Genomic DNA, 25,018 nt, shown 5'->3' on the forward strand with positions numbered 1-25,018 from the left:
CACAGGCAACAACGCCCACGCCGCAAATACGAAGAGTGTAACTCACAGCAATTGTGGCATGGGCTAGGCGCCAAGCCTCGAACAACCGGAGTGTACACATAGTACATGAGGATTGTGAGATGGCGCAGGCAACAACGCCCACGCCACAAGTGCGAAGAGTTTAGTGATTGCAGCCTGGGCCGTGTACATGTCCATGATCGTGGTCATGGTCGTGATCATGGTCATGATCATGATGACCACCAAATTCATGGCTCAACCATTTCTCATATTTTTTGAAAAAACGCTCTTTTTTCAATTTAGACAAATTGTCAGCTAATAATTTATTGTTCAAAATATCAATCAAATGATAAAACTGATGAGCCAGTTCATTTTCAACATCTATTTCATGAGAAGCACCGGCTTCGTCTTGATATTTAACAGTGATGGATTGTGGTCTTGGCACAGAAATTTTAACCCCAGGGAATGATAAACATTCCATATCCACAATATCCATCTCACTTGCTTTTATAATCTCAGGATTGACCAAAAGCTTTGTACCTTGATTGTCTGCAAGTGTGACAACCATAAATCGCTTATTAATACCGACCTGGGGCGCAGCTAAGCCTTTGCCGGATACTATTTTTAAGATTTCTTTAATTTCATCATGGGTTTGTTGTAAGTTTTCACCAAATTCAGAAACAAGCTCATTTTTTCTCTTGAAAACAGGATCAGAATATAGATAAATTTTTAAATTGGTCTCAATGGCAGTCTCTGTCATGGTAAAAACCTCTGATATATTTAGATAATTAACTAACACAAGATGTAATAGGTGATGATAGCGATTTTTGAGGAGCTTGAACAGAGTCTGTAAATTAATTTAAAAAAAATAACCTAAAAATCGACTGTTATGGCTGTATACCCTGCTTTAGGAGAAAAATTGAATAACCTCTTCTTTGCGATTCATCGTATCTTTATAGCCTATGTTGATCAGCTCATGACAGAACTCAGCCTCAAACATTAAATAACTCATCAAATCAGATGATTGGCGATTAGAACCAAAACCTCCAAGCAGATAACGCAATAATCTCGGCAAAGAACGTACTTTTTCCATGGCAATTTGCCCCAAATCTGCCGAAGGTCTCAAATAGAGATATTCAATGTTCCTAAAAGGAATCTTTTGCTTCTCTTGATCAGATAAATTACTAATGTTTTTATTAATATAGTCCAATCTTTCCATGTCAATTTCAATGTTATCTATAAAAATGGAATTAAAGACGGTGCTTAAGATTTTTCCAAAAGAAACGCCATCTTGCAAAGATTCTTTCTTAGATTTTTGCAAATGCTCTTGCTTAGAGCCTACAATTAATATTTTATTTGCGCCCGTTGCAATGGTTGCCCTTAGAGGATAACTATTTCTCAAAGCACCATCACCATAAGGTATGTTTTCTAATTTTACAGGTGGAAAAAATAAAGGAATGGCAGTAGATGCCATAATATGATCACTGGTAATGAGTGATTTTTGTGTGCTGTAACGAAACTTATTACGAGATTTAATTTCTTTTTGTGTATTAAAAAATGAAGTTGTTTCTGATGTTTCATAATTAAGGGCAGTCACAATCAAAGTTTCTAATAAGCCTTTCTCAATATTCTCGTTCACTGCATTAAAATTAATATTACTCTCTATGAGGTAGCGCAATGGATGTGTATTGAGTAGATAATGCCCTTCTTGCGGCGTATTACGCATTATAATTTCTACGGAAGTGCGGCATACGGACGAAATAAGTGAATACCCCCCAACTTCAAATACTTGTCCACAATTAATCTGAGACCACACTTGCAGTAATTTTTTAACGCCCAATTGGAAATCGGAATAGGATGCAATAAATGCAGCATTAATAGAGCCAGAGCTGACGCCACTTAAAACTTCAACAGGTATTTCGTGCGTAGCCGTTATTTCAGCAATTGCTTTTATGACACCTGCTTGATAGGCTCCTCTGGCACCACCGCCTGTAAAAAATACAGCTCTTTTAGAAGACATACCAACTATTCACTATGATGATTCATATATCTATCATATTAACAAATAATTTACCTTTTAGCAGAATCAGTGTACATCTCTACGTCTATCTAATTACCAGGCAATAACTATATTTTTATACAGAATTAAAAGCTGAACTTCTTCTTTACTGACATGTCCTACTCACAGGTTATGTATTTAAGGATACCGTGTATGTCAGACAAAACAGAAAAATCTTTTCAAGCCCTCATGCAAGCACAACAAGAGTATGCTGTTAAAGAAAAAACTGAGTCGCCAGCAGAACTCATCAAATTAATGACAAATATAATAGCATTAGCGCAAAAATACGCCCAATTGCGCAAAGAAGCAGTTGAAAAAGCAAAAAAAGAATATGATAAATACAATACAAAACTAAAAAAGATAGAAGATGATTTAAGCGGCTATTTTGACATTGAAGAAGAAGCCACGTCGGAAGAAAAGGCTGCACTGAAAAAAGCACAAGAAAAATTTGAAGTTAAAAAACAAGCCTATTTCAATCAACACTGGCTGTATGAAGGAAATAAATCTCCCGAACACAAAACAACAGGTGCACTGGAGATCCTCGAAAAAGCAAATCGTGATTTGGCAAATTTAAAAGTAAAAGCCAAACCAGCTAAAGAAAGAGCAGAAGAACAACGTGAGCTAGAAAGATTGGGCGCCGAAAAACAAAAAGCTATTGAAATAGAAATGCTAAAAAGAAGAGTTCAGCTGACTGAAAATAAAAAAGAAAAAAAAGAGCTAAAAGCGCAACTGAAAACTTTGGAGAGCAAAGAGCAATACAAAAAAGACCCTGTCAAAAAATTAGATATGAGTAAATTCAAAGGTGGTGCTGTTGAAAAATTATATGCTGCTAGAAGACCAGCAATGCCAGCAACTCAACATTCACCAGTAGAAGAATCTTCTCCTTTCGTACCTCCTAAAAGAGACAGTCATATAGAAAGTCACACATCTGAAACCCTTTCTTCTACCATTCCTCTAAAATCACCCCCACCTCCACCTCCACCTCCACCTCCACGGAATCCTAAGCCTTTGCGAACAGAACAATCTGCGCCTTCTACCGCGCCTAAAAAATCGCCACCACCACCTCCTCCTCGCAACCCTAAGCCTTTGCAAACAGAGCAATCTGCACCTTCTACCGCACCGAGGAAAGCGCCACCACCTCCGCCACCTCGTAATAAGCCATCTGAAAAAATGAAAAAATCCGGAAATCCGGTGCCCGCTATTGCTCGCCATAGACTTCCTATCACAAAGAGAAAACCAGGAGATCCACCGCCTATGGCGTCTCGTAGCAGACCCATGCCCCAAAAACCATCTGTAGTACCAACTAATGTCGCACCTACACTTCTTCCTAGAGATCATGGTGCCTCTACAGCTCAAGCATACAAAAAAATGGTTATAGATAATTTTCTAAAATCTCATCACTATCTTAAAGGCACCTCTCTTGAAAAAAGAATTCTTTCAGAAAATCCCAAAGTAAAGCTTTCTACAAAGGAAATGCAGTATATCAATTTCGTTCAAACAACCCTCGATCTGCTCTATGCAGACACTAAAAAAACCTCTGATGAAAAAGGTGAAATCATGGGGGGATTGATTATGAATATAGAACAACAACTTAAATCAAACAAACACTCTCCCTTGAAAAAAATAGTTGAAAATTGGAGCCGTACATTCTCAGCAACAGATTATACGGGGATGAGCAACCAAGCTTCTTTATTAGCTTTTATGGGCGCTGCTGGCTTATCTGTCTTAGACCAAGAAACTTTTAAGTTATTTGCTGAGCAATCACGCTCTGTCATACCAACTAATAAAGCCCCTGCCTATCTATTGACTCAACTCCGAAGTGTAGAGCAAGCGCCTATCCCAGATAAAATGAAAGCTCAAGCTGACAGCATCATAAGATTCAATGAGAGCCTGTGGCCTTATCTTGAACCTCAAAGCCCTGCATCTACCTTACAAACGACCATTCAAAAACGTTATCAACAAAAAGGTGGTACGCACAATAAAAAAGGTTCTATCAGAGAAGGACAAATTAACTTATTACAATCTTACCTTGAAGCAGCCTATACAGATAATAATTACTCTGCTGCTGAAAAAGGACTATTACTAAGCGGTATTTTAGAAAATTTTCACATGCAACTCAAAGGAGATGGACGCGGTTCAAAACTACTTAAAATACTGGGTGAATTAGAAAAAATCGTGCCAGAAGATGCTAAGCATCATTCAAAACAACAGATAGCACTTCTGACCGAAGCATTTATAAAAGAACACAAAATTGGCGCTACAAATCCACTAGCGAAAAAAGCCTTTGATGAAGCCTGTGAAAGCATCAAACAACCGCAAAAGAGACCACGCGCCAAATAATTATGCGTAAAGAAAACTGTAAGCCTCCATTTGTATATGGAAGCTTACAGTTATAGTCTTCACATTCAAGCTTTATTACTTTGTTGGCTGACAAGCTTGTTCGTTAAGATTTTATGACAAAAAACAAGTACGAGAAGGTCATCACTGTTTTTTTTTGTTTAGAAAAATATAGTACTATAGTCACTTTCTCCCACCTTGATAAAAATTATGAAAGATCTCTTTTTAGGTGCAAGTTATGTGCTTCTAGGGTTGCGATATCTTTTTCACAAAAAAATCAGAAAATTTGTCTTCATCCCCCTTCTCATCAATATGGCTGTCTTTGCGCTCTGCTTCTACTGGGGCTATGATATATTGTCAGCTAAATTACAATCCTATCAAGCAAGCGATCTACCAGCTTGGTTGTCTTGGATGAGTGGCATTTTTGATTGGCTGATCGCCGCTATCAAATGGTTGGTTACACTGCTTTGGTTTATCTTGTTTTTGTTTTTATTTTCATTTGGGGGGTCTATTGCTGCCAATTTTTTTGCCTCTCCTTTTACAGGCTTACTCTGTGAAAGCATGGATGAACAAATTAATCATTTTACAGCTGAACCACGACCTATCTTCAAGCTTATCACCCTAGCCTTGAGCAGAGAGATATCCAAGTGGATTTACTACCTCCCCCGATTAATCGGGGTTGGTATAGTATGTTTGGTATTATATTTTATTCCCGTTGTGAATATACTAGCGACAATATTTTTATATTTATTTGGTGCATGGATGCTCGCTTTTCAGTACCTTGATTATCCTGCGGACAACCGACACCATGACATCAATGTACTCAAAAAAATATTAAAACAAAAAAAGATGATGACTTATGGCTTTGGCTTAGCCATTTTCACACTTACCTTAGTACCTATGTTGAATTTTATTATACTGCCACTTGCAACACTATCTGCCACAAAGCTGTGGGCAGATCATTATGAAAGTTTGAATATAGCTTCTAATAAGGAAGCAAATAAATAAACATAAAATGGAACGAGCAAAATGAGTTATCAGAATATTTTAGTCTCAGTCGATCTCGGCCCACAAAGCCTATACATTGGCCTTCGCGCCTTTGAATTGGCAACATTTTTTAATGCCAAGCTTACTTGCTTACATACAATCGAACCTCCGCTCTCTTATACTTTAGATTTTAATAAGAGGGACAAAATGATTGAAAAAAATAGACAGTTAGCACACAAAAGCCTCAGTGCTTTGATTGAGCAGCTATCAAAACATCAGGCTAAAAGTGAGCCTTTATGCAAAATGATGATCAGTATCGGTACACCGCAAAGCCAAATCCTAGAAACTGCTCAACAAGAAAATTGTGATTTAATTATACTTGGCAGCCATGGTATCGGTGGCTATACACATCTCTTGGGATCAACCGCGCACCATATTCTATCGCACGCACATTGCGACACATTAATTGTACAGGTAAGCCAATTAGAAAAATTTATTAAAGAGCAACCCAGCCAGCATTATTTATGGGAAAATCAACCTATTGAAATTCCTCAAACAGAAAGAAATCGGTTTGAAAACCCAATCCGAAGCGGTTCAAAATTAGGTTGGGGAGAAGATATCCGCAGAGGGCCCAGATTGGTCAACCGCCCAAGCTCCTCTCCGTATAAAGGCGGACACAGAGATACGGAAAATCAAGATAATTCAAAAATAGATAACAACGATAAAGAGAAAGATAATGAATAAAGGAACCTCATTTATCACATTGGCAACACTATTATTCATGTCCTTAGATTCTGTTGCCTTTGCTGATGCATCCATAGATCCCCATGTCTCTACAAATCCTATAGAATCAACAGATGCAGCAATACCTATGCTTCAAAACAGTGCAGATATTGAATGCCAACCTGACGAAAAATACACAGCCTTTATAAAAAGCTCAGATGAGCTGATAGAAATTGACAGCGCACTTAAAATGCTCTTAGATATGAAACCAGGTTCTTACTGCACCTGGGTCAAACAAGCAAATCAAAATTTCATAGATGAAAAGCTTCAAGAGATTAATCAATTTGAGTTTGATAGAAAGTGTGCTGCTTCAAAACAATTAATTAATCATTATATAAAAGCAATTAACACACATCTTAAAGAGGAATGCGCCGATCACTCCTGTGAAAATGCTTTTGAAAAACTTGTCAAAATTCCCTTCTTATTTGAAATGGATGGTAGTTTCTCCTATAAAGAGCCTGTTTCAAACTATCGCGTAGAAACACTTTCTTCTAAAATGAATATTAGTACACATCGTTTTAGCCGAAAGATATTGGATGGCGCCTGTGGTGAAGCAGAAATCTCTTTCTTATTTTCCGGTAATTATCCAATCGATCAGCGCTCTAGACTCAATGAAGTCATAGACGCAAATCTAGACTCCATGTTCAAGCAAATGAAATATGAAGAAATAACCCCTACAGAAGTTTTTGATAATCTATTTAACGATAGCTACTACACCTATATATACGACGAAAAACTGGAATGGGTCACATCGCGCTACTTGTCTTATAGTCAAAATTACTATTCTTATACAGGTGGAGCACATGGTTCTTCTACCGTACAATATCAGAATATTGATTTATCAAGCTTCAAAATAATTAGCTTAGAAGATCTCTTCAAGTCCAACAAAAATACAGAAATACTCAACCTTTTTAAAGATGCTTTTTTTAGAGCAAACAAACTAGACGATAGTAAATCTTATGATGAGCTGGGCTTTTGGTTTAATCCCAGCAATGTTCCTAAAGAATACAAAGAATGGTCTTTGCCAGATGGTTTTTATCTACCCGCAAATTTCTTATTGAACTCAAGAGGCATCACTTTTATATATCAACAATATGAAATAGCGCCCTATGCAGCAGGTATGCCAAAGATTGAAATCACATGGGATAAAATAAAACCATTTTTAGAAGATGATTTTTTGATTTCATAATTTGTCATGCTAGCGAAGGGTGACTCAAGGGCAGACATACTTATCGATGAGCATAGCGAATCAAGATCCCACTTTTTGAAGGGGGATGCGCACTGATAAGTGCGCAAGGGGGATTTATGCTGTGGATTTAAGGTCAAACAGCTAAATCCCTCTGCTCGGCGCAGCTACGCTGCACGAGCGTCTCCCTTTACAAAGTGAGAAAATGTTCGCTTTGCGAACAGAATTTCTGATGAGCGAAAGCGAATCAAATGCCTCTACCAATTTTGGGAGAGGATGGCTGAAAGCCAGGTGAGGGTTAAATATGAAGAATGTGTCACCTAGTTACTGTAACTTACACCCCATCCGTCGTGGACTCATCCTGTTGTGACATGCTTTGAAGTGCCTGGTGAATACCTGCATGCAAAGAAAGTAACCGCTCAAATTTAATATCAAAGTCATCACCAGCAGAAATAATACCTTCTTGATCTATTTCTCTAATTTTAGCAAGAGGTCTCCATTTATTGTCTGTAATTTCTCCTAATTTCACAGATAATGCCTCAAGCGATTCACCTGATTGGAGTCCTTTAAAAATCAAACGAAATTCTTTTTCTAAATCTAAAATAAGTACATCAATCTCTTTCTGATCATTTTTACAAATAAGCCTCTTGCTCGCAATTTCTTGCTTATTATTTTCTTCTATGGCCTTCATACACTCGTTCAAATGACTATAAATAGCCGATATTTTTACAGAAAAATCGTCATAGGAAATAACATCTTCAACTTTATCATCCGTAAATTCAATTGGAATATCTTTATCCAGCGTCAGCGCAACCATTTCTTTGGTAATTTTTTTGGTTTTTAACCACACTTCCATTGCTTGTTTTTTATAATCAATGGGTGCTTTTGGTGCAACAGGCACAACACCAGCCGCAGGAGCTGTGGGCTTTTTTGTGAAATCAGTAATTGTTTTAGTCGCCATGCTTTTAATATCTTTAAACATGCCTTTCAATTTTTCTTGATGCTCAACAAAAGGAAATGCTTTCTTCTTTGTTGTGGATGCTTCATCAAGCAATGCACTATCCTCAGTGACTTCAGTTTCTAATTCAGGTTTGGATTCTGGTTCTGGGGATGCCACTTGCACTACGCTTTGTATTTTTTCAACAAGCTCTGGGTATTTTTCATTAAAATTCTTTTGAAATTCTGTATCGCCCTTTATTTTTAAGTTGTGTGCAATGATCTTTTGTAGATTAAGGTTCACCATTAATTGTGTTTCAACGGGTAACACACCAAATACATAATCTTGAAATCCCAAATCGCAAAGCACCAAAACAGCCACGTCTTGATTCATTTTATTGTCATTTTGATTTTGTGCAATCTTGTAGCACAAATGTAGATGGTTATGAAGAAATTTTGATTCAAATAAGGCATTGCTAGCAATAAGTTGATGAATGAAATCTAAGAAAGATATTGTTTCTTTATCTTCTGTTGACAATGAAGTATATTTTAGTATTTTATCCTGAAAATTAGAAATGATTGCATTTATTGAATCATTTTCAGAAAATTTATCTTTAATATTTTTTACAAAATATTTATAAATACTGGATACATTATGTGGATTTTTTAAAAAATCATCGGGTAGACTCTTCAATGGACTCATCAGCGGATCTTTACTAATCAGCATCAATGCTTTCATCACCGCAAGCGGCTCTCCCGCTTCACGGAATATACCAGTCGTTTTTAAAAAATTCTCATTCTCATTTGCATATTGAAGTACTTGATCAAGCACAGTATTTAATTTCTCAGACGCTGTTGCATTTATCATTGTAACAATATTTTCGCGCTGAGCAGCTGGTTGATCCATGTTTTCACCTTATGAATAACTATCTTTACTTTTTTAAGGCCGAGGACTTTTCTTAGCTTGTTGTTCTTTTATTTTTCTTTCTTCAAGCCTATACTTGAACAAGTTTACAGCATCAGAGAAATCAGTATTTGAATCCGTGCTCACCTTAAGACCCACAAGCTTATTGAGATTGTGACTTAAAATTCTATCACTCAAGGTTTTTAAAGAGCTGTATCTTTCTTCGACATCCTCTATTTGACCTTTAATATTGATCTGCTCTTCTATATATTCAATGATACGCTGATTGATTCTCTCTACATTGGCATCTGATATGGTGTGTGAATCCACAATATGGTTCAACAACTCCATGAATTCCACCACTTCAGGCCAATATTTTGGATATTTTTGATCAAGCTGATCGTCGCGCGTCTCAACCTCAGGTTCTGTTTTTTGCCCTCTGAATACTGAAATAATTTTATCTAAAAAGGATAATTTTTGTTGTACTTCATCTGAATGCTTCTTGTGTGACATAACAATACCTCATCACTTATTATAATTTTATTTTAGCATTATCAAGAAATCTGACATACTGAATAAATACACCTATAGTAAATGATAGAAACACGAGGTTGGTAATAGGTCAGGGAAGAGTATTGAGGGATCTTAAAAATTACGTGGAAATAACCCACAATACGAGCAGGCTAGAAACCCATTGTGAAAGAGAAGTTGTAAGAGGACTCGTACCAACAAATATATACACGATGATTCTCCCTGCGTGCTCCCATCGAATTAAGAATTTGTCGTTGCGAGCAAAAGACGCAGGAAGAAGGTGAAATAAGGGATAAACTATCACGTCTTTTGCGTGGCAACCTATCTTCAAGTCTTTCTTACCACGCTCTTCTTAAAGATTTCAGGATAGATTGCTTTGCTTTAGCCGTGATATTTTTGTGTTTTTTCAATCAATGACAGACGGCTTCCGCTCGCAATGACGAATCTTTATTCGTGGGAATTATCCTCTACAATTGAAATTATCCAAATAGGCTGGCATACAAGTTTTAAAAAACTACTCAACAGAGACTAAAAGCCCATTTCCACTTAACTGATAACTTTGCACAAAGTCTTGAAATTCTGCACCTACTTCATGATGTTTTAAACCATAAGCAAGTGTTGCTTGCAAATAGCCTAATTTACTACCACAGTCATAACGCTTACCTTCAAATTCAGTTGCAAAAATAGATTGTTGTTTTAACAACAAAGACAAGGCATCTGTTAATTGCAATTCTCCCCCTTTTCCAGACGGACAATTTTCTAATACCTTGAATATTTCTGGAGTCAAAATATAACGCCCAACAACCCCTAATAATGAAGGTGCATCCTGTGGTTTAGGTTTTTCAACAATGGCTTCTATTGCTGCAGAATGTTGCCACACACCTTTGGGCTTAATAATCCCATATTTTTCAGTATCTACCGCATGGATCTTTTGCACCGCTAAAACAGAAGCTCGTTCTTGTTGAAACAAAGGAATCATTTGTTTTAAACAAGATTCGTGAGATGCATCAATTAAATCATCAGCCAGTAATACTGCAAAAGGTTGATCACCAATCACATTTTTAGCACACAATACAGCATGCCCCAGACCTAAGGCTTTAGATTGGCGCACATAAGTACATTGTACCCCTTCTGGTACAATTTCCTTCACGATATTGAGTAACTCTGTTTTTCCTTGCAAAGTAAGCACATGCTCTAATTCAAAATTGCTATCAAAGTGATCTTCTATGGCGCGTTTACTACTGCTGGTTACAAAGACTAAGTCTGTAATACCTGCCTCAATCGCTTCTTCTACAGCGTATTGAATCAAAGGTTTATCAACAATGGGCAACATCTCTTTTGGGTTTGCTTTAGTTGCAGGTAAAAATCGAGTACCAAGACCTGCAACAGGAAAGACTGCTTTTTTGACTGTCAAAAATTCATTTTTCATTATCTTGCCTCTCTTTAGACCACCTCAGCATTGATCTGCGATATTTTGGTTTTATCTGCAATCGACAATTCTGGCACAATCGCTTGCAATGCTTGCAAAATATCCTGCTCTTGGCATTGCGCACATGCTTGCTGCAATCTGAAAATAATAGACTCAAAATGCTTGCTATTTATTTGTCTTGCATTTGCCTTCAAAATCTTAGCATGCGTGGTATTGATCAATTCTTCTCTACGATGAAACAATTCTTCATACAATTTTTCACCTGGTCTTAGGCCTGTGTATACAATCTTCAAGTCATCGCCTAATTTTCCAGATAAACGAATCATTTGTTCGGCCATAAAACGAATCTTAATTGGTTCACCCATATCCAATACAAACAGCTCGCCACCTTTTCCTAAGCTTAAAGCCTGTAAAATAAGCTGGCTTGCCTCTTGAGTTGTCATAAAATAACGCGTTACTTCTGGGTGTGTAACCGTTAAAGCCTTCCCTTGCTCAAGCTGCTTCTTGAAAGTTTCTACAACAGAGCCACGCGAACCTAATACATTACCAAAGCGCACTGTAATAAATTGCGTTTTTTGCTTTTCATTGAAGTACTGACACACCATTTCAGCAGCACGCTTGCTTGCCCCCATAATATTTGTGGGATTAACAGCTTTATCAGTTGATACTAAAACAAATTTCTCAACACCGCTCATTACAGCAATTTCAGCAAATCCATAGGTACCCAAAATATTGTTACGCACTGCCTGACGTGCTTGATACTCCAACATAGGCACATGCTTATAAGCTGCCGCATGGAATACAACCTGCGGTTTATGCAGTTGCACCATGTTCCAAACAGCAGGTGTATCGCATAAGTCTAATAAATGAAAAGCGAGTTGAACATCTGTGTATTTTTCAAATTCTTGTTGTAATAAAAATAAATGATATTCACTGTTATCAAAGATAACCAGTTTCTTTGGTTTGCAATGAATGATTTGTCTACACAGTTCTGAGCCAATCGAGCCACCACCCCCACTGACCAAAACAATTTGATTAGAGATAGCTTGCTTAATTTTATTCCAATCCAAGGTTACAGGATCGCGACCAAGCAAGTCATCGATGGAAATATTTCTCAAACTTTTCACTGTGACAAAGCCTGACACCAGATCGTTCATACTAGGTAATGTTCTAACTGGTTTTCGTGTGGCTTCGCAAATATTTACAATGCGACGCATTTCTTTACTGTTGGCCGAAGGTAAGGCAATCATAATGGCATCAATGGCATATTGCCGTACCATACGTGGAATATCGTTGGTACTCCCCACAACTCTCAAACCATGAATTTCTCTGCCAACTTTGCTGGGACGATCGTCTACAAATATAATCGGCAAATAGCCTTCTGTGCCATTACGTTTTAAATCTCTTACAAGACTGTCGCCAGCACGACCTGCACCAACCACTAAAACTCGTTTTTGTTCAGAAGAAACTAAAGCATGCTTATCTTTAAGCCAACGATAGATAAAACGAGACCCACCTAAAATCAATAACAACAACATGCCATATAAAGGTAATACGGATCTTGGAAGATGCTGTAGTCGCATCACTAAAAAGACAGCAAGCAAGGTTGCCATAATACCAACCAAGATAGCTTTGATGATTCGTGAAAGATCAGGAATCGATGCGAAGCGCCATACGCCTCTGTATAAACCAAACCACCAAAAGGCAGCTGCCTGAAAAACAACAACCCAAGGCAACATGATAAGTGCATCAATAAAAATATCACTTGGTATGGATGCTAAATTAAATCGTAACCAATAAGCACCAAACCAAGCGATTGGAATACTAATAATATCGTGTAAAAACACCGCCCAGCGACTGCGAACCTGGCTCCACCATGAGGGCATACTCACTCCATTCTTTTTATTATTTTTGGGTATTATAACCCATCAAATAAAGTTAATAGAGTAGCAATAGAATTTTAGTTGGATTGATGGATATTTTGAGATTTGTATTCATGAGATCTAACCTCACCCGCCCTACGGGCACCCTCTCCTTGTAAACGAATACAAAATCCCTCTTTGTAAAGAGGGAAGACACGTAGTGTCAGGGAGATTTAGCTGCACAATCTAGATTCGAGAGCTAAATCCCCCTAGCGTTTCACGCTTTCCCCCTTTACTAAAGTGGGAAAAATCATTCGCTACGCTCATTTGTCAAAACTGAGAAGATGAGATTTAAGTCTCAACCTGCGATCTATCGGTATGCCAAGTCCTATACATTGGTTTCGCAATTTCTACCAATATATAGACACAAGTCAACAAGATAACAGCAAAACCTAGGGCAACATATACTAACTCAGGTGTACGATAAGCCCACAAGGCTAAACCTGATAGAACGATATTAATTGGAATCGTTGCAAACAATAATTGTTGATGTGTCCAACCCGCTTGCACAATACGCTGATAGGCATGCTTACGATGCGGGGCATACCATTTTTCTTTTGCAATCATCCGACGAATTAAAGTAACAGTGGCATCAAACCAAAACATTGATAATAAGATAACCCAAATAAGAATAGGTATTTGAAATAACTTATAACTTAAGAGTGCAAATGTAACGATGAGCATTCCCAAGAAACCACTGCCTGAATCACCCATAAAGAGTTTAGCAACTGGCCAATTCCATGTTAAAAAGCCAGATAAGATTGCGACAATCCCCCATGCAAAGGTTGCAAGCTCATAGGCTTTTGCTTGATACAGTATATAACCACCCACTGTTAAGCAAAAAATAGCTTCGAGTGTTGCAATGCCATCTGTACCATCCATAAAATTGAATAAGTTAATAGTCCAAACGATCATGAAAGTGAGTAGAAAAAAGTTAATAGGCAGCGGCAAATTAATCCACTCTTGTAATAAAGTGCCCCCTTCTTTAATAAGCAATAAGAATGCGCCTGCGCACAAAAAATGCACAACGAATCTCAATGAAGAGGATAAACCACGTCTATCATCTATATATCCAAGAATGCTAATGAGAAAAGCTGGCACAAAATAGAGTGCTTGCGCCACAGTGAGCAATTTATAGTAATACAAGGCTCCCAAGAGCATTGCCGTAGCAAAAGAAAAAACGATACCGCCCCCCCTTGCCGTTGGCACGCTGTGCGAAGAGCGATCATTGGGGGTATCAATAATACCTTTATCAATCGCATACCATCGATACATTCCAACCATTGCCCAGCTTATGCCGAACAAAAACAGAATATAATCATACCAGCTCATTGTTTATTTCCTCGATAATGTGGCGCAATACTTGATTAGGATTTGACGACTCTAAAATGGCACGTCCCATCACCAAATAATCACTACCTGCATTGACTGCCTCTACAGGTGTCAAGACTCTGATCTGATCATGACGGTTCTGGTCTTTTAATCGAATCCCAGGTGTCACACATAAAAACGCTTTGCCAAAGGCTGCTTTAATTTGTGAGGCCTCTTGTGCTGAACAAACCACACCATCTAAGCCTGCTCCATAGCAATTGCCAGCAAGCCTTAAAACATTCTCATTAAGTGTACCGCTTAGACCAATTTCTTTGAGATCTTCTTCACTATGACTAGTCAACAAAGTCACACCAATGAGTAAAGGTCTACGATTTGTTTTCTGATGATAGCTATCAATTGCTTCTCGTGCTGCTTTCATCATTTTTATGCCACCTAATGCATGAACATTCATCATCCATACACCTAGTTGCGCAGCATCACGACAGCTACTGGCAACTTGAAAAGGAATATCATGAAATTTAAGATCTAAAAATACTTCAAAGCCCAATGCTTGTGCTTGATTAACCCATTCAGGCCCTAAAGAAGTGAATAAACTCTTACCCACCTTAAGACGACATAATGTTGGGTTTAGCTGGGAAACAATTTGTTGTACTTCCTGTTTTGTCTCTACATCTAAGGCGACAATAATTTTGGGTTCTGAATTTATCATAAAAATACCTTACAACTTTGGAACAATTCTACATCAATAAAAGTCATTACAATCAATTAATTAAGACCTATACACTTAAAAGCCAGATAAGAGGTGTCTGGAGAGATAAGCATTTTAAACATTTAACCCTCACCAGGCTTTCAGCCAGCCTCTCCCAAAATTGGTAGAGGCTTTAGATTCGCTTCGCTCATCTGAATGGATTGTTGGAGAACGCAGGCAACAATGTATAACAGTCGAATACGAAGACTATTCATGAGATAAAGGCTTGACCGATGCCCAATTACGGCAGCTTGGGCATTGCCACAACAACGTTTTTCCAGAAAAACCACAGTGCTTGCACTGATAAACTGGCTTTTTATCTAATAATTTTTCTACATATTCTTGTAACATCACCCATTCTGACTTTAGCTCATTTTTAAGCTCAAGCAGATGATACTCAATCAGTGTTTTTAAACCTCGAACAGAAGGAAATTTTTGCAGATATTTAGTTAAAAATTGAGCGGCAATTGCTTTACCCTTACTTTCTTTAATATTTTTGGCATTTGCCAAAACAATACTAATAGAGGGTGATTGCTGTAATAAATATTCTAAATACAGTCCTAATTTTTTATCTTGATTTAGGAGCTGATAACACTCAATGATCTCTGTCAATACTTCTGGTAAGTAATCTCTGTCTTGAAACTCGATACGTTTGAAGGCTTTGATAGCATGCTTATATTCGCCTAATTTTTTCTCATATTTACCCTGTAGATATGATGCACGCACACAAGTACCATCACTGCTTAAACTTTGCTTTAGATGCTTAAAGCTCATTCTCACTTTACCCGCATCCCACATTATTTGTGCCAATTCACAATAGTAATGTGCAATTTGTCTTCCCATCCATTGATTAGAAATACTTTGTAAGCGGACGGCAACTTCTATGGCTTTAGACCAATCTTTTTCTCTTTCGTAGATATCAATCAAATGGCGTAAGCTAATATCTAAATTATTGTCTACATTTTTCACTATTTCGAGCAACAAAGTTTCTGCTCTATCTAATACACCTGCACGCATATAGTCTTGTGCAAGCTCTAACAAGGCTTGGCTTTTTTGTTTTGCCGTTAAATTAGGTTTGGCAATTAAATTTTGATGAATGCGAATGGCTCTATCAACCTCACCGCGCCGTCTAAAGAAATTACCGAGTGCTAAGGTCGTCTCTACGGTATCAGGTGAGGCATCTAACATTTTTATAAAAGCATCAACTGCTTTGTCAGGCTGTTCATTTAATAGAAAATTTAACCCTGCATAATAATCAGAGCTTAAGCTATTCGATTGCCCCTGGTTCTGTTGATGAACCGTTTTTTTACCCAGATACCAACCAGATAAAGCAGCAATCGGTAATAACAAACAAAGTAGTTCTATCATGCGTTATTAAGGCGCTTCTAAATGATTTATGTGATCTTCTGTTTTCTTCAATTTACTGGCCAACCATTTATTTTTAGCTGTAAGGCTAATTATTTTAGTTCCCAAAATAAGTATGCTCAATATTATCCCGACAGCAAAAGAAATAAGAATAATAACGGATAAAGGTAAATCTTGTTTACCAAGCAAATAATTAATATTAACCGTTGTAGCGTTCAGTGCTGAAAACGCAACACCAAAGATAATAATGATAAGAGTAAAAATCCAACCGAGTAATCTCACCGCACACTCCTTTTTGCTGCTCTTCATATTTAAATTTTAGATGTTAGCATCTGGCGATGACTAAGATTCTCATTATTCCACAAGCAAAAAAAAAGCGCAGTCATATTACTATGGAATGCGCTTTTTCTTATTTTAAACAGAAAATATACAGAGATTATTGGTTATCTTTATCTTGCATATGTTCTTTGAGCAAGTCACCTAAAGTTGTAGCTCCTGTTTCTTGCATTCCAGAAGATTTAGATGAGCTTCTAACTTTTTCAGGGACATCTGGCATATCTTTGGCTTTGATAGAAAGTAAGATATTTCTATTTTTACGATCAACGCCAATAAATTTAGCTTCAACACTATCACCTTCTTTTAATAAAGTGCGTGCATCATCTACTTTATCTTTTGATATTTCAGAGGCTCTTAAATAACCTTCAACGCTATCAGCCAACACAATGGTTGCACCTTTTGCATCTACTTCTTTTACAACACCGGTTACGATACTACCTTTAGCATTTTCACCTAAGTAGTTATTGTATGGATCTGCTTGAAGCTGTTTAACACCTAAAGAAATTCTTTCTCTTTCAGGATCTACAGCCAATACCATTGCTTCGAGTTCATCACCTTTCTTGTATTCTCTTACCGCTTCTTCACCGGCAACATTCCAAGAAATATCAGATAAGTGAACCAAACCATCAATACCGCCTTCCAATCCAATGAAGATACCAAAATCGGTGATAGATTTAATTTTACCGCTGATTTTATCGCCTTTATTGAACTTGGTTGCAAATGCTTCCCATGGGGAGTCTTTGCATTGCTTCAAGCCAAGAGATATACGGCGTCTTTCTTCATCAATTTCCAAAACCATAACTTCAACTTCATCGCCCACAGAAACAACTTTGCTTGGATGAATGTTACGGTTTGTCCAATCCATTTCAGATACGTGAACTAAACCTTCGATACCTTCTTCCAACTCAACGAAGCAACCATAATCAGCAATGTTGGTAACACGACCAAAAATCTTGGTTTCTTCTGGGTAACGACGCGCAACACCGACCCATGGATCTTCGCCTAATTGTTTCAAGCCTAATGATACACGCATTTTATCTTTGTCAAAGCGCAATACTTTAACTTGAATTTCTTGAGCAACAGTTAATACTTCACTTGGATGCTTAACACGTTTCCATGCAATATCAGTAATATGTAATAAACCGTCTATACCACCTAAATCAATAAAGGCACCGTAATCAGTCAAGTTTTTAACCACGCCGGTAATAACTTGGCCTTCTTGTAGATCAGATAATAGAGCTTCTCTTTCTGCTGTGTTTTCTGATTCAACAACCAATCGACGAGAAACAACAACGTTGTTACGTTTTTGATCTAATTTGATTACTTTGAATTCTAATTCTTTACCTTCTAAAGAACCCATATCACGAATAGGTCTTACATCCACTAAAGAACCTGGTAAGAATGCACGAATAGAGTTGATGTCTACTGTGAAACCACCTTTCACTTTACCGTATATAACGCCTTTGATCACATTACCATCTTCGTAAGCTTTTGCTAATTCTTTCCAAGCTTCATAGCGTTTTGCTTTAGAGCGAGATAATCTGGTTTCGCCCCAGCCATCTTCAACAGCTTCTAAAGCAACAGGGACAACATCCCCAATTTTAATATCAACTTCGCCTTCATTATTTAGGAATTCTTCAATGCGGATGTAACCTTCTGATTTTAATTGTGTATCAATGGTTACATAACCTGCTTCCCTGTTAATATCGATAACAGTACCTTCAAATATTTCGCCTGGCTCCATATTGAGTTTGCCAAAGCTTTCTTCAAATAATTGAGCAAAAGTACCTGCTTCATGTATGGAATGTGTGTCGTTCATAATAGTTAAGTTCCCTTGCAGTGAGGGCAGTAGGCTCACGCCTTGTTCATTGCAAGTTTTGTGTTAAGTTAATCCACCATGCTTATTTTAATCTTGGTTGACAAAATAAGCATGCCTAGTGCGCTGGTTCTACCCAGCAACTGGTGCACATAAACCGCGTTTTTCAGCCTCTGCTAAAACACGTTCAAATACATCAATAATTGGCAAATGACTCGTATCAATAATGATGGCATCATTTGCTGGTTTTAAGGGAGCAATCGAGCGAGATTTATCTCTAATATCTCGTTGATTTATCTCAGCCAAAAGACCCTCAAGACTAACATCTATACCCTGTTCTTTCAACTGCATTTGCCTTCTTTTTGCTCTAATTTCAGGTGTTGCTTCCAAATATATTTTTAAGGGTGCTGTCGGAAAAATAACGGTGCCCATATCACGACCATCTGCAATTAAACCAGGTAATTGTAAAAAAGCACGTTGACGAACTAGTAATGCTTCCCTCACAGCAGGAATGGCTGCGATAATCGATGCAGACATACCACATTCTTCTGTGCGCAATGCTTGGGTAATATTTTGCCCTTCTAACATGATTCGACTGGGATTTTCTTCGAAAACGACATCTAAATGCTGTGCCAACACAGCCAATGCCGAATGATTGTCAGCAGAAACCGAATGGTTCTTAGCTGCTAATGCCAGCACTCTGTATAAAGCGCCACTATCTAAAAAATGCCATCCTAAATGTGTTGCAAGCTGGCGACTTAAGGTTCCTTTACCAACGCCCCCAGGGCCATCAATGGTAATGACAGGTATTTCATAATTCTTCAAAGGCTTTCTCCTCTATCTGCAACCCCAATGTGTTTGCTATCTTTCTAAATTGTGGGAATGATGTTTTGATAGGATCACAGTTGTTAATCACTATCGGCGCTGAAGCAAATAAGCTGGCCATGGTTAATGCCATTGCGACTCGATGATCTCCAAAACTCTCTAGCTCTCCTCCCAAAATGGTAGAGCCTTGAATCATTAGCCCATCGGCAAAGATCTCTAAGACAACACCTAATTTTTTCAATCCCTCACTCATTGCTGCAATACGATCACTTTCTTTGACTCTTAGCTCATGCAATCCTTTAAAGACAGTTGTACCTTTTGCACAACTCGCAGCAACAAACAAAATAGGAAATTCATCAATGGCATCAACAACCCATTCTTGAGGAACCTCTATTCCAATCAATTGTGTGCCTTTGACCTCAATATCTGCAGTAGGCTCTGGGGTATTTTTCACATTTTTAATTTCAATCTTTGCCCCCATCTTTCTTAAGATATGCACAACCCCCATACGTGTTGGATTAATGCCAACATTTTTCAGCAAAATATGAGAGCCTATATGCATCGCAGCACCAACTAAGAAAAATGCTGCCGAAGAAATATCATTGGGAATATCAACATGACAGGCGGTTAGTTCAGTACTTGTCAGTTTCACTGTCCTATCAGTTGTTTCAATGTGTGCACCAAATTGCGCCAACATTCTTTCACTGTGATCACGAGATTTCTTTGTCTCAATAATCGTGGTGCTTCCATTAGCGTATAAACCAGCCAATAACAAACAAGATTTAATCTGAGCAGAGGGTACAGGTAATGCATACTCAATACCTGTTAAATGCCTTACAGGCGAAATCACAAGCGGTGGAAATATTTCTTCACTATTATTAGGTTGTTGACCTGAAATCTGTGCCCCCATCTGCCTCAAGGGATTAACAACCCGTCTCATTGGGCGTTGGTTAAGCGATGCATCACCCTGCAGTGTAGTAGAGAAATTCTGCCCAGCTAGTAAACCACAGACTAAACGAATACCAGTACCAGCATTACCAAAATCTAAGGGCTGACTGGGTGCACACAAACCATGCAAACCCACTCCCTCAATCCTCAGCTGGTCTTCGTGTTGTTCAATTTGTACACCCAGTGCTCGACAAACACTCACCGTATGCAGGCAATCTTCTGAGGAGAGAAAATTTGAAATAGTCGTAACACCTTGACTGATCGCGCCTAAGATTACAGCACGATGCGATATAGACTTATCTCCTGCGACAACAACTTCACCCTGGAGTGAACCACCCGGTAATACAATAAACTTCACAACAACAGTCCTGCCTATTTAATTATTCTCTCTTTCATATGCACGCATAAATGCAATCAAAGCATCTACGCCTTCTTCCGGCATTGCATTATAAATACTTGCACGTGCGCCACCCACAACTCGATGCCCTTGCAAAGCAAGCAAGCCTTGCTGTTCGGCACGTTTTAGAAAATCAACTTCCATTTCAGTTGTTCTTAAGCTAAAAGGCACATTCATTCTTGAACGCGCTTCAACATCAACGGGTGTGGTATACAAACTGCTTTCATCAATACATTGATACAATTTACTGCTAATACGCTTTGCCTTTGCTTCAAAATATGGGACGCCACCTAATTGCTCAGCCCATTCTAAGATAAGATTCAGCACATAAATGGGAAAGACAGGACTGGTGTTGTACAAAGACTGCGTTTGAGCCATGGTTTGGTAACTCATCACCGCAGGCGTTACAGGATTTGCTTGCTCAAGTAATGATTTTCTAAGAATAACAACCGTCACACCCGCAATACCAAGATTTTTCTGTGCACTTGCATATACTAAAGCAAACTTATTCCATTCTATTGGCTTGCTCAAAATACTAGAGGTCATATCAGCGATTAATAATTGTTTGGTATTCGGTGTTTCTCTAAATTCAATACCATGAATGGTTTCGTTATCTGTATAATGCACATATTTGGAATCAGGATGAATATCGGCTTGCGAAAATTTAGGAATACTTTTGTATGCAACTGTTTTGCCATCTGCTGCAACATGTACATTAATGTATTTTGAAGCTTCTTTACGCGCCTCTTCTGACCAATGCCCTGTCAAAAGATAATCAACAACGCTGCTTTGATAAAAAAGATTCAAAGCCACAGCAGCAAATTGCGCACGCGCACCGCCATGCATAAATAATATGCAAAAATCATCAGGAATATTTAATAATTTTTTTAATTTATGTTCAGCATTCTGCATCAAATCCATGAATTTTAATGAGCGATGGCTGATTTCCATAACGGAAACACCTTGATGCCAATCTGGAATGTCTGCCTTAATTTTGGCAATGACTTCAGCTGGTAAGCAGGCTGGGCCTGAACTAAAGTTATAAACAAAGTGATTGTGTATCACGCACACACTCCTAATTACATTACATCCTTCCGCAATGCCAACATCTTCCCCTCTCTCAATTGGCTAGGAATTGAGTACTGTCTCATCACCTGCATTAAATGATTTGTGTTGTCATGCCAGCGAAGGCTGGCATCCAGTACATATCAAGAATCAATTTTTAATTAAACTACTAAAAGAAAACCCAGAAAAAGTCTTGAATATTTAATCCAAGATAAATTCTGGATGCCAGCCTTCGCTGGCATGACACAACATATTCTACTGTTCAAAGAAAATGTGTGCATCTCGTAGTGTCAACAGGAGAGGGAAAGTGCCACATCATCACTTATTCTTCCACGTCTTCTGGATCTGAAGCTAAATCTTCTCGACCTTGAGTGTCTTCTTCTTGTGAAGATTCACTATCATTAGACACATCTAGCACTTCAGATACATCTTGTTCTTCACTTAGCTCATCATCCAGTAACTCTGGAACACCTGCAATTTCTTCGACGCGTTCTAAGCCTATGAGCTTTTCACCTTCGCCTAAATTAATTAAGGTAACACCTTGCGTGTTTCGACCCACCAAAGAAATCTCATCCGTGCGTAATCGAACTAGAATACCGCCATCTGAAATCAACATGGCTTCATCTTTATCTCGAATACCTCTTGCGCCCACAACCTGACCATTTCTTTCTGTGGTTTGGATAGAGATCACACCTTGACCGCCTCTACCTTTCACAGGGAATTCTTCAACCAAGGTACGCTTACCAAAACCATTTTCAGTGGCAATCAAGAGGCTTTGATATTCGCCCAATACAATCATGGATACCACACGTTGCGCTTCTTGTAATCGAATACCACGAACACCTTTGGCTAAACGTCCCATCGCGCGTACTGTATCTTCATGGAAACGTACCGCTTTTCCTGCATTTGTGAATAACATCACATCACGCGCACCATCGGTGAGTTCTGCACCAACCAATGAATCTTCTTCCTCTAAATCAACTGCAATAATGCCTGAAGCTCTAGGGCGCGAGAAATCAAGTAAATCTACTTTCTTCACTGTTCCCATACGAGTTGCCATAAAGACATAGGAACCTTCTGCAAATTCTTTGATAGGTAGAATAGCGCTGATTTTTTCATCTGTGGTTAATGGTAAGAAGTTAACAATCGGCTTACCTTTAGATTGACGATTACCCAGCGGTAAGTCATAAACTTTTAACCAATATACTTTACCTTTATCAGAGAAGCATAAAATCGTATCGTGCGTATTCGCAATCAAGAGCTTTTCAATGAAGTCTTCATCCCGAACCGTTGCCGCTGCTTTTCCTCTGCCCCCTCTACGTTGAGCAACATAACTATCTAATGGCTGAGTTTTCACATAACCAAAATGCGATAGTGTAACAACGCGCGTTTCTTCAGGGATCAAATCCTCACGAGAGAGATCTGTCTTAGATTGCAATATGACAGAACGACGCTCATCTTGAAAATCTTTTTGCGCTTCTTGTAATTCTGTTCTAACAACTTCTAACAGTCTCTTTGGATTCACCAATATCTCAACCAATTTCTTGATTTCTTCAATAATTTCTTCATATTCTTTGAAGATTTTATCTTGTTCAAGCCCTGTTAGACGGTGCAATCTTAAATCTAAAATAGCCTGCGCTTGTTGCATAGATAAGCGATAACCATGCTCAACCATGCCATAGTCATCTGGCAGTAATTCAGGTCTAGATAAATGGGTGTCGCCTGAACGCTTTAGCAATTCAGTCACCATGCCAGGTGCCCACACTTTATCAAGTAGTTTATCTTTAGCTATTTGGGGCGATTGAGATTCTTTAATGAGCTGGATCACTTCATCTAAATTTGCTAAAGCAACACTCAAACCTTCTAATAAATGCGCTCTTTCTCGCGCTTTTTTCAAATCAAAGGCAGTACGTCGATTGACGACAACTTTACGATGTTTGATAAATTCTTCTAGAATTTGCTTGAGGTTTAGCGTTCTGGGTTGACCATTGACCAAGGCCACCATATTGACGCCAAATACGGTTTCTAATTGTGTATGAGAAAATAAATTGTTGAGAATAACATCAGCGTTTTCACCGCGCTTTAATTCCACAACAATCCGCATACCGTCTTTATCAGATTCGTCTCTTAATCCAGAAATACCCTCAAGTTTCTTCTCTTTTACCAATTCAGCAATTTTCTCAATGAGTCTCGCTTTGTTAACTTGGTAAGGGATTTCATTAACGATAATGGATTGACGCTGATTTTTATCATCAATCTCAATTTCTGTTTTAGCGCGAATAAAGACACGGCCACGCCCAGTACGGTAGGCATCAATAATACCGCCACATCCATTAATGATGGCACCCGTAGGAAAATCAGGGCCAGGAATATATTTAATTAACTCATCAATCGTAATTTCCGGGTTGTCTATTAATGCAAAACAACCATCAATAATCTCTTTGAGATTATGCGGTGGGATATTCGTTGCCATACCAACAGCAATACCAGAAGCACCGTTCACAAGTAGATTGGGCACTTTGGTTGGTAAAACGTCAGGTGCAAACTCAGTTTCATCGTAGTTAGGAGAAAAATTGACGGTTTCTTTTTCTAAATCTGCCAATAAAGCATGTGCAAATTTTGACATACGCACTTCGGTATATCGCATTGCAGCGGCCGAATCACCATCGACCGAACCGAAGTTACCTTGTCCATCAACAAGCAGATAGCGCATCGAAAAAGGTTGCGCCATACGAACAATCGTATCGTATACAGCAGAATCGCCATGCGGATGGTACTTACCAATAACGTCACCCACTACACGAGCAGATTTTTTATAGGCTTTGTTCCAATCGTTACCAAGCTCTGACATGGCAAATAATACGCGACGATGCACTGGCTTTAAGCCATCACGTACATCAGGTAATGCGCGTCCAACAATTACGCTCATTGCGTAATCTAAGTAAGACTGCTTTAATTCGTCTTCAATATTGACTGAATGTATTTCTTTGGCGAGCTCTGTCACTAACCAGCTCCTTTGTTTGATATCAAACTATAATAGTGGTTTTTTAGTAAATACCTGAAACCGCACATTTTAGCATATGGTAGAATTAAACTCACTGAAACAGTGGATATT

The 25,018-nt window shown here is 38.3% G+C and carries 19 protein-coding genes; 4 read left to right on the forward strand and 15 right to left on the reverse strand.

What is annotated here, in order from left to right:
- Positions 1–160: 160 nt before the first annotated feature.
- A complete protein-coding gene (gene def / locus CC99x_RS08965) occupies positions 161–757 on the reverse strand; it encodes a peptide deformylase (protein ID WP_057625090.1) in 597 nt (198 codons plus the stop codon).
- 147 nt (positions 758–904) lie between these two features.
- Positions 905–2,017, reverse strand: a complete 1,113-nt coding sequence (locus CC99x_RS08970) for a patatin-like phospholipase family protein (protein ID WP_057625089.1) — start codon at positions 2,015–2,017, stop codon at positions 905–907.
- A gap of 192 nt (positions 2,018–2,209) precedes the next feature.
- Here CC99x_RS08970 and CC99x_RS08975 point away from each other — a divergent pair, with 192 nt between their 5' ends.
- The 4 genes from CC99x_RS08975 to CC99x_RS08990 all read left to right on the forward strand — a co-directional run bounded on the left by CC99x_RS08975 (position 2,210) and on the right by CC99x_RS08990 (position 7,352).
- Positions 2,210–4,396 carry a hypothetical protein gene (locus CC99x_RS08975; RefSeq protein WP_057625088.1) on the forward strand — a complete coding sequence of 729 codons (2,187 nt, stop codon included), beginning with the start codon at positions 2,210–2,212 and terminating at the stop codon, positions 4,394–4,396.
- A 207-nt stretch (positions 4,397–4,603) separates the two neighbouring features.
- A complete protein-coding gene (gene cysZ, locus CC99x_RS08980; protein ID WP_057625087.1) occupies positions 4,604–5,401 on the forward strand; it encodes a sulfate transporter CysZ in 798 nt (265 codons plus the stop codon).
- 21 nt (positions 5,402–5,422) lie between these two features.
- Positions 5,423–6,124: a universal stress protein gene (locus tag CC99x_RS08985; RefSeq protein WP_057625086.1), complete on the forward strand. Its 702-nt coding sequence runs from the start codon at positions 5,423–5,425 to the stop codon at positions 6,122–6,124.
- Positions 6,117–7,352 (forward strand): PdaC/RsiV family protein, encoded by a 1,236-nt coding sequence (locus CC99x_RS08990; protein WP_057625085.1) that lies wholly within the window; start codon positions 6,117–6,119, stop codon positions 7,350–7,352. Before CC99x_RS08985 ends, CC99x_RS08990 begins: the two co-directional genes overlap by 8 nt.
- 331 nt (positions 7,353–7,683) lie before the next feature.
- Here the strand turns inward: CC99x_RS08990 and CC99x_RS08995 are convergent, their stop codons facing one another.
- From CC99x_RS08995 to gyrA, 13 genes are all read right to left on the reverse strand, one after another.
- On the reverse strand, positions 7,684–9,192 hold the full coding sequence (locus CC99x_RS08995) for a Rho GTPase-activating protein (protein ID WP_057625084.1): 1,509 nt from the start codon (positions 9,190–9,192) through the stop codon (positions 7,684–7,686).
- A 33-nt stretch (positions 9,193–9,225) separates the two neighbouring features.
- Positions 9,226–9,702, reverse strand: coding sequence for a hypothetical protein (locus tag CC99x_RS09000; RefSeq protein WP_057625083.1), 477 nt, complete (start codon positions 9,700–9,702; stop codon positions 9,226–9,228).
- A 532-nt stretch (positions 9,703–10,234) separates the two neighbouring features.
- On the reverse strand, positions 10,235–11,149 hold the full coding sequence (gene galU, locus CC99x_RS09005; protein ID WP_057625082.1) for a UTP--glucose-1-phosphate uridylyltransferase GalU: 915 nt from the start codon (positions 11,147–11,149) through the stop codon (positions 10,235–10,237).
- 14 nt (positions 11,150–11,163) lie between these two features.
- Entirely contained in the window at positions 11,164–13,035 is a 1,872-nt protein-coding gene (locus CC99x_RS09010; RefSeq protein ID WP_057625081.1) for a polysaccharide biosynthesis protein, read from the reverse strand.
- Between the two features lie 327 nt (positions 13,036–13,362).
- Positions 13,363–14,403, reverse strand: coding sequence for an MraY family glycosyltransferase (locus CC99x_RS09015; protein ID WP_057625080.1), 1,041 nt, complete (start codon positions 14,401–14,403; stop codon positions 13,363–13,365).
- On the reverse strand, positions 14,390–15,112 hold the full coding sequence (gene pyrF, locus CC99x_RS09020; RefSeq protein ID WP_057625079.1) for an orotidine-5'-phosphate decarboxylase: 723 nt from the start codon (positions 15,110–15,112) through the stop codon (positions 14,390–14,392). Before pyrF ends, CC99x_RS09015 begins: the two co-directional genes overlap by 14 nt.
- A gap of 246 nt (positions 15,113–15,358) precedes the next feature.
- Positions 15,359–16,519: a lipopolysaccharide assembly protein LapB gene (gene lapB / locus CC99x_RS09025; RefSeq protein ID WP_057625078.1), complete on the reverse strand. Its 1,161-nt coding sequence runs from the start codon at positions 16,517–16,519 to the stop codon at positions 15,359–15,361.
- A 6-nt stretch (positions 16,520–16,525) separates the two neighbouring features.
- Positions 16,526–16,798 carry a lipopolysaccharide assembly protein LapA domain-containing protein gene (locus tag CC99x_RS09030; protein ID WP_057625077.1) on the reverse strand — a complete coding sequence of 91 codons (273 nt, stop codon included), beginning with the start codon at positions 16,796–16,798 and terminating at the stop codon, positions 16,526–16,528.
- Positions 16,799–16,952: 154 nt separating this feature from the next.
- Positions 16,953–18,671: a 30S ribosomal protein S1 gene (gene rpsA, locus CC99x_RS09035; protein WP_057625076.1), complete on the reverse strand. Its 1,719-nt coding sequence runs from the start codon at positions 18,669–18,671 to the stop codon at positions 16,953–16,955.
- A 129-nt stretch (positions 18,672–18,800) separates the two neighbouring features.
- Entirely contained in the window at positions 18,801–19,493 is a 693-nt protein-coding gene (gene cmk / locus CC99x_RS09040; protein WP_057625075.1) for a (d)CMP kinase, read from the reverse strand.
- Positions 19,480–20,799 (reverse strand): 3-phosphoshikimate 1-carboxyvinyltransferase, encoded by a 1,320-nt coding sequence (aroA, locus tag CC99x_RS09045; protein WP_057625074.1) that lies wholly within the window; start codon positions 20,797–20,799, stop codon positions 19,480–19,482. Before aroA ends, cmk begins: the two co-directional genes overlap by 14 nt.
- Before the next feature lie 18 nt (positions 20,800–20,817).
- A complete protein-coding gene (gene serC / locus CC99x_RS09050; protein WP_057625073.1) occupies positions 20,818–21,903 on the reverse strand; it encodes a 3-phosphoserine/phosphohydroxythreonine transaminase in 1,086 nt (361 codons plus the stop codon).
- Between the two features lie 322 nt (positions 21,904–22,225).
- A complete protein-coding gene (gene gyrA / locus CC99x_RS09055; RefSeq protein ID WP_259596670.1) occupies positions 22,226–24,907 on the reverse strand; it encodes a DNA gyrase subunit A in 2,682 nt (893 codons plus the stop codon).
- Between the last annotated feature and the right edge of the window lie 111 nt (positions 24,908–25,018).

The organism is Candidatus Berkiella cookevillensis (assembly GCF_001431315.2).
Lineage (GTDB): Bacteria > Pseudomonadota > Gammaproteobacteria > Berkiellales > Berkiellaceae > Berkiella_A > Berkiella_A cookevillensis.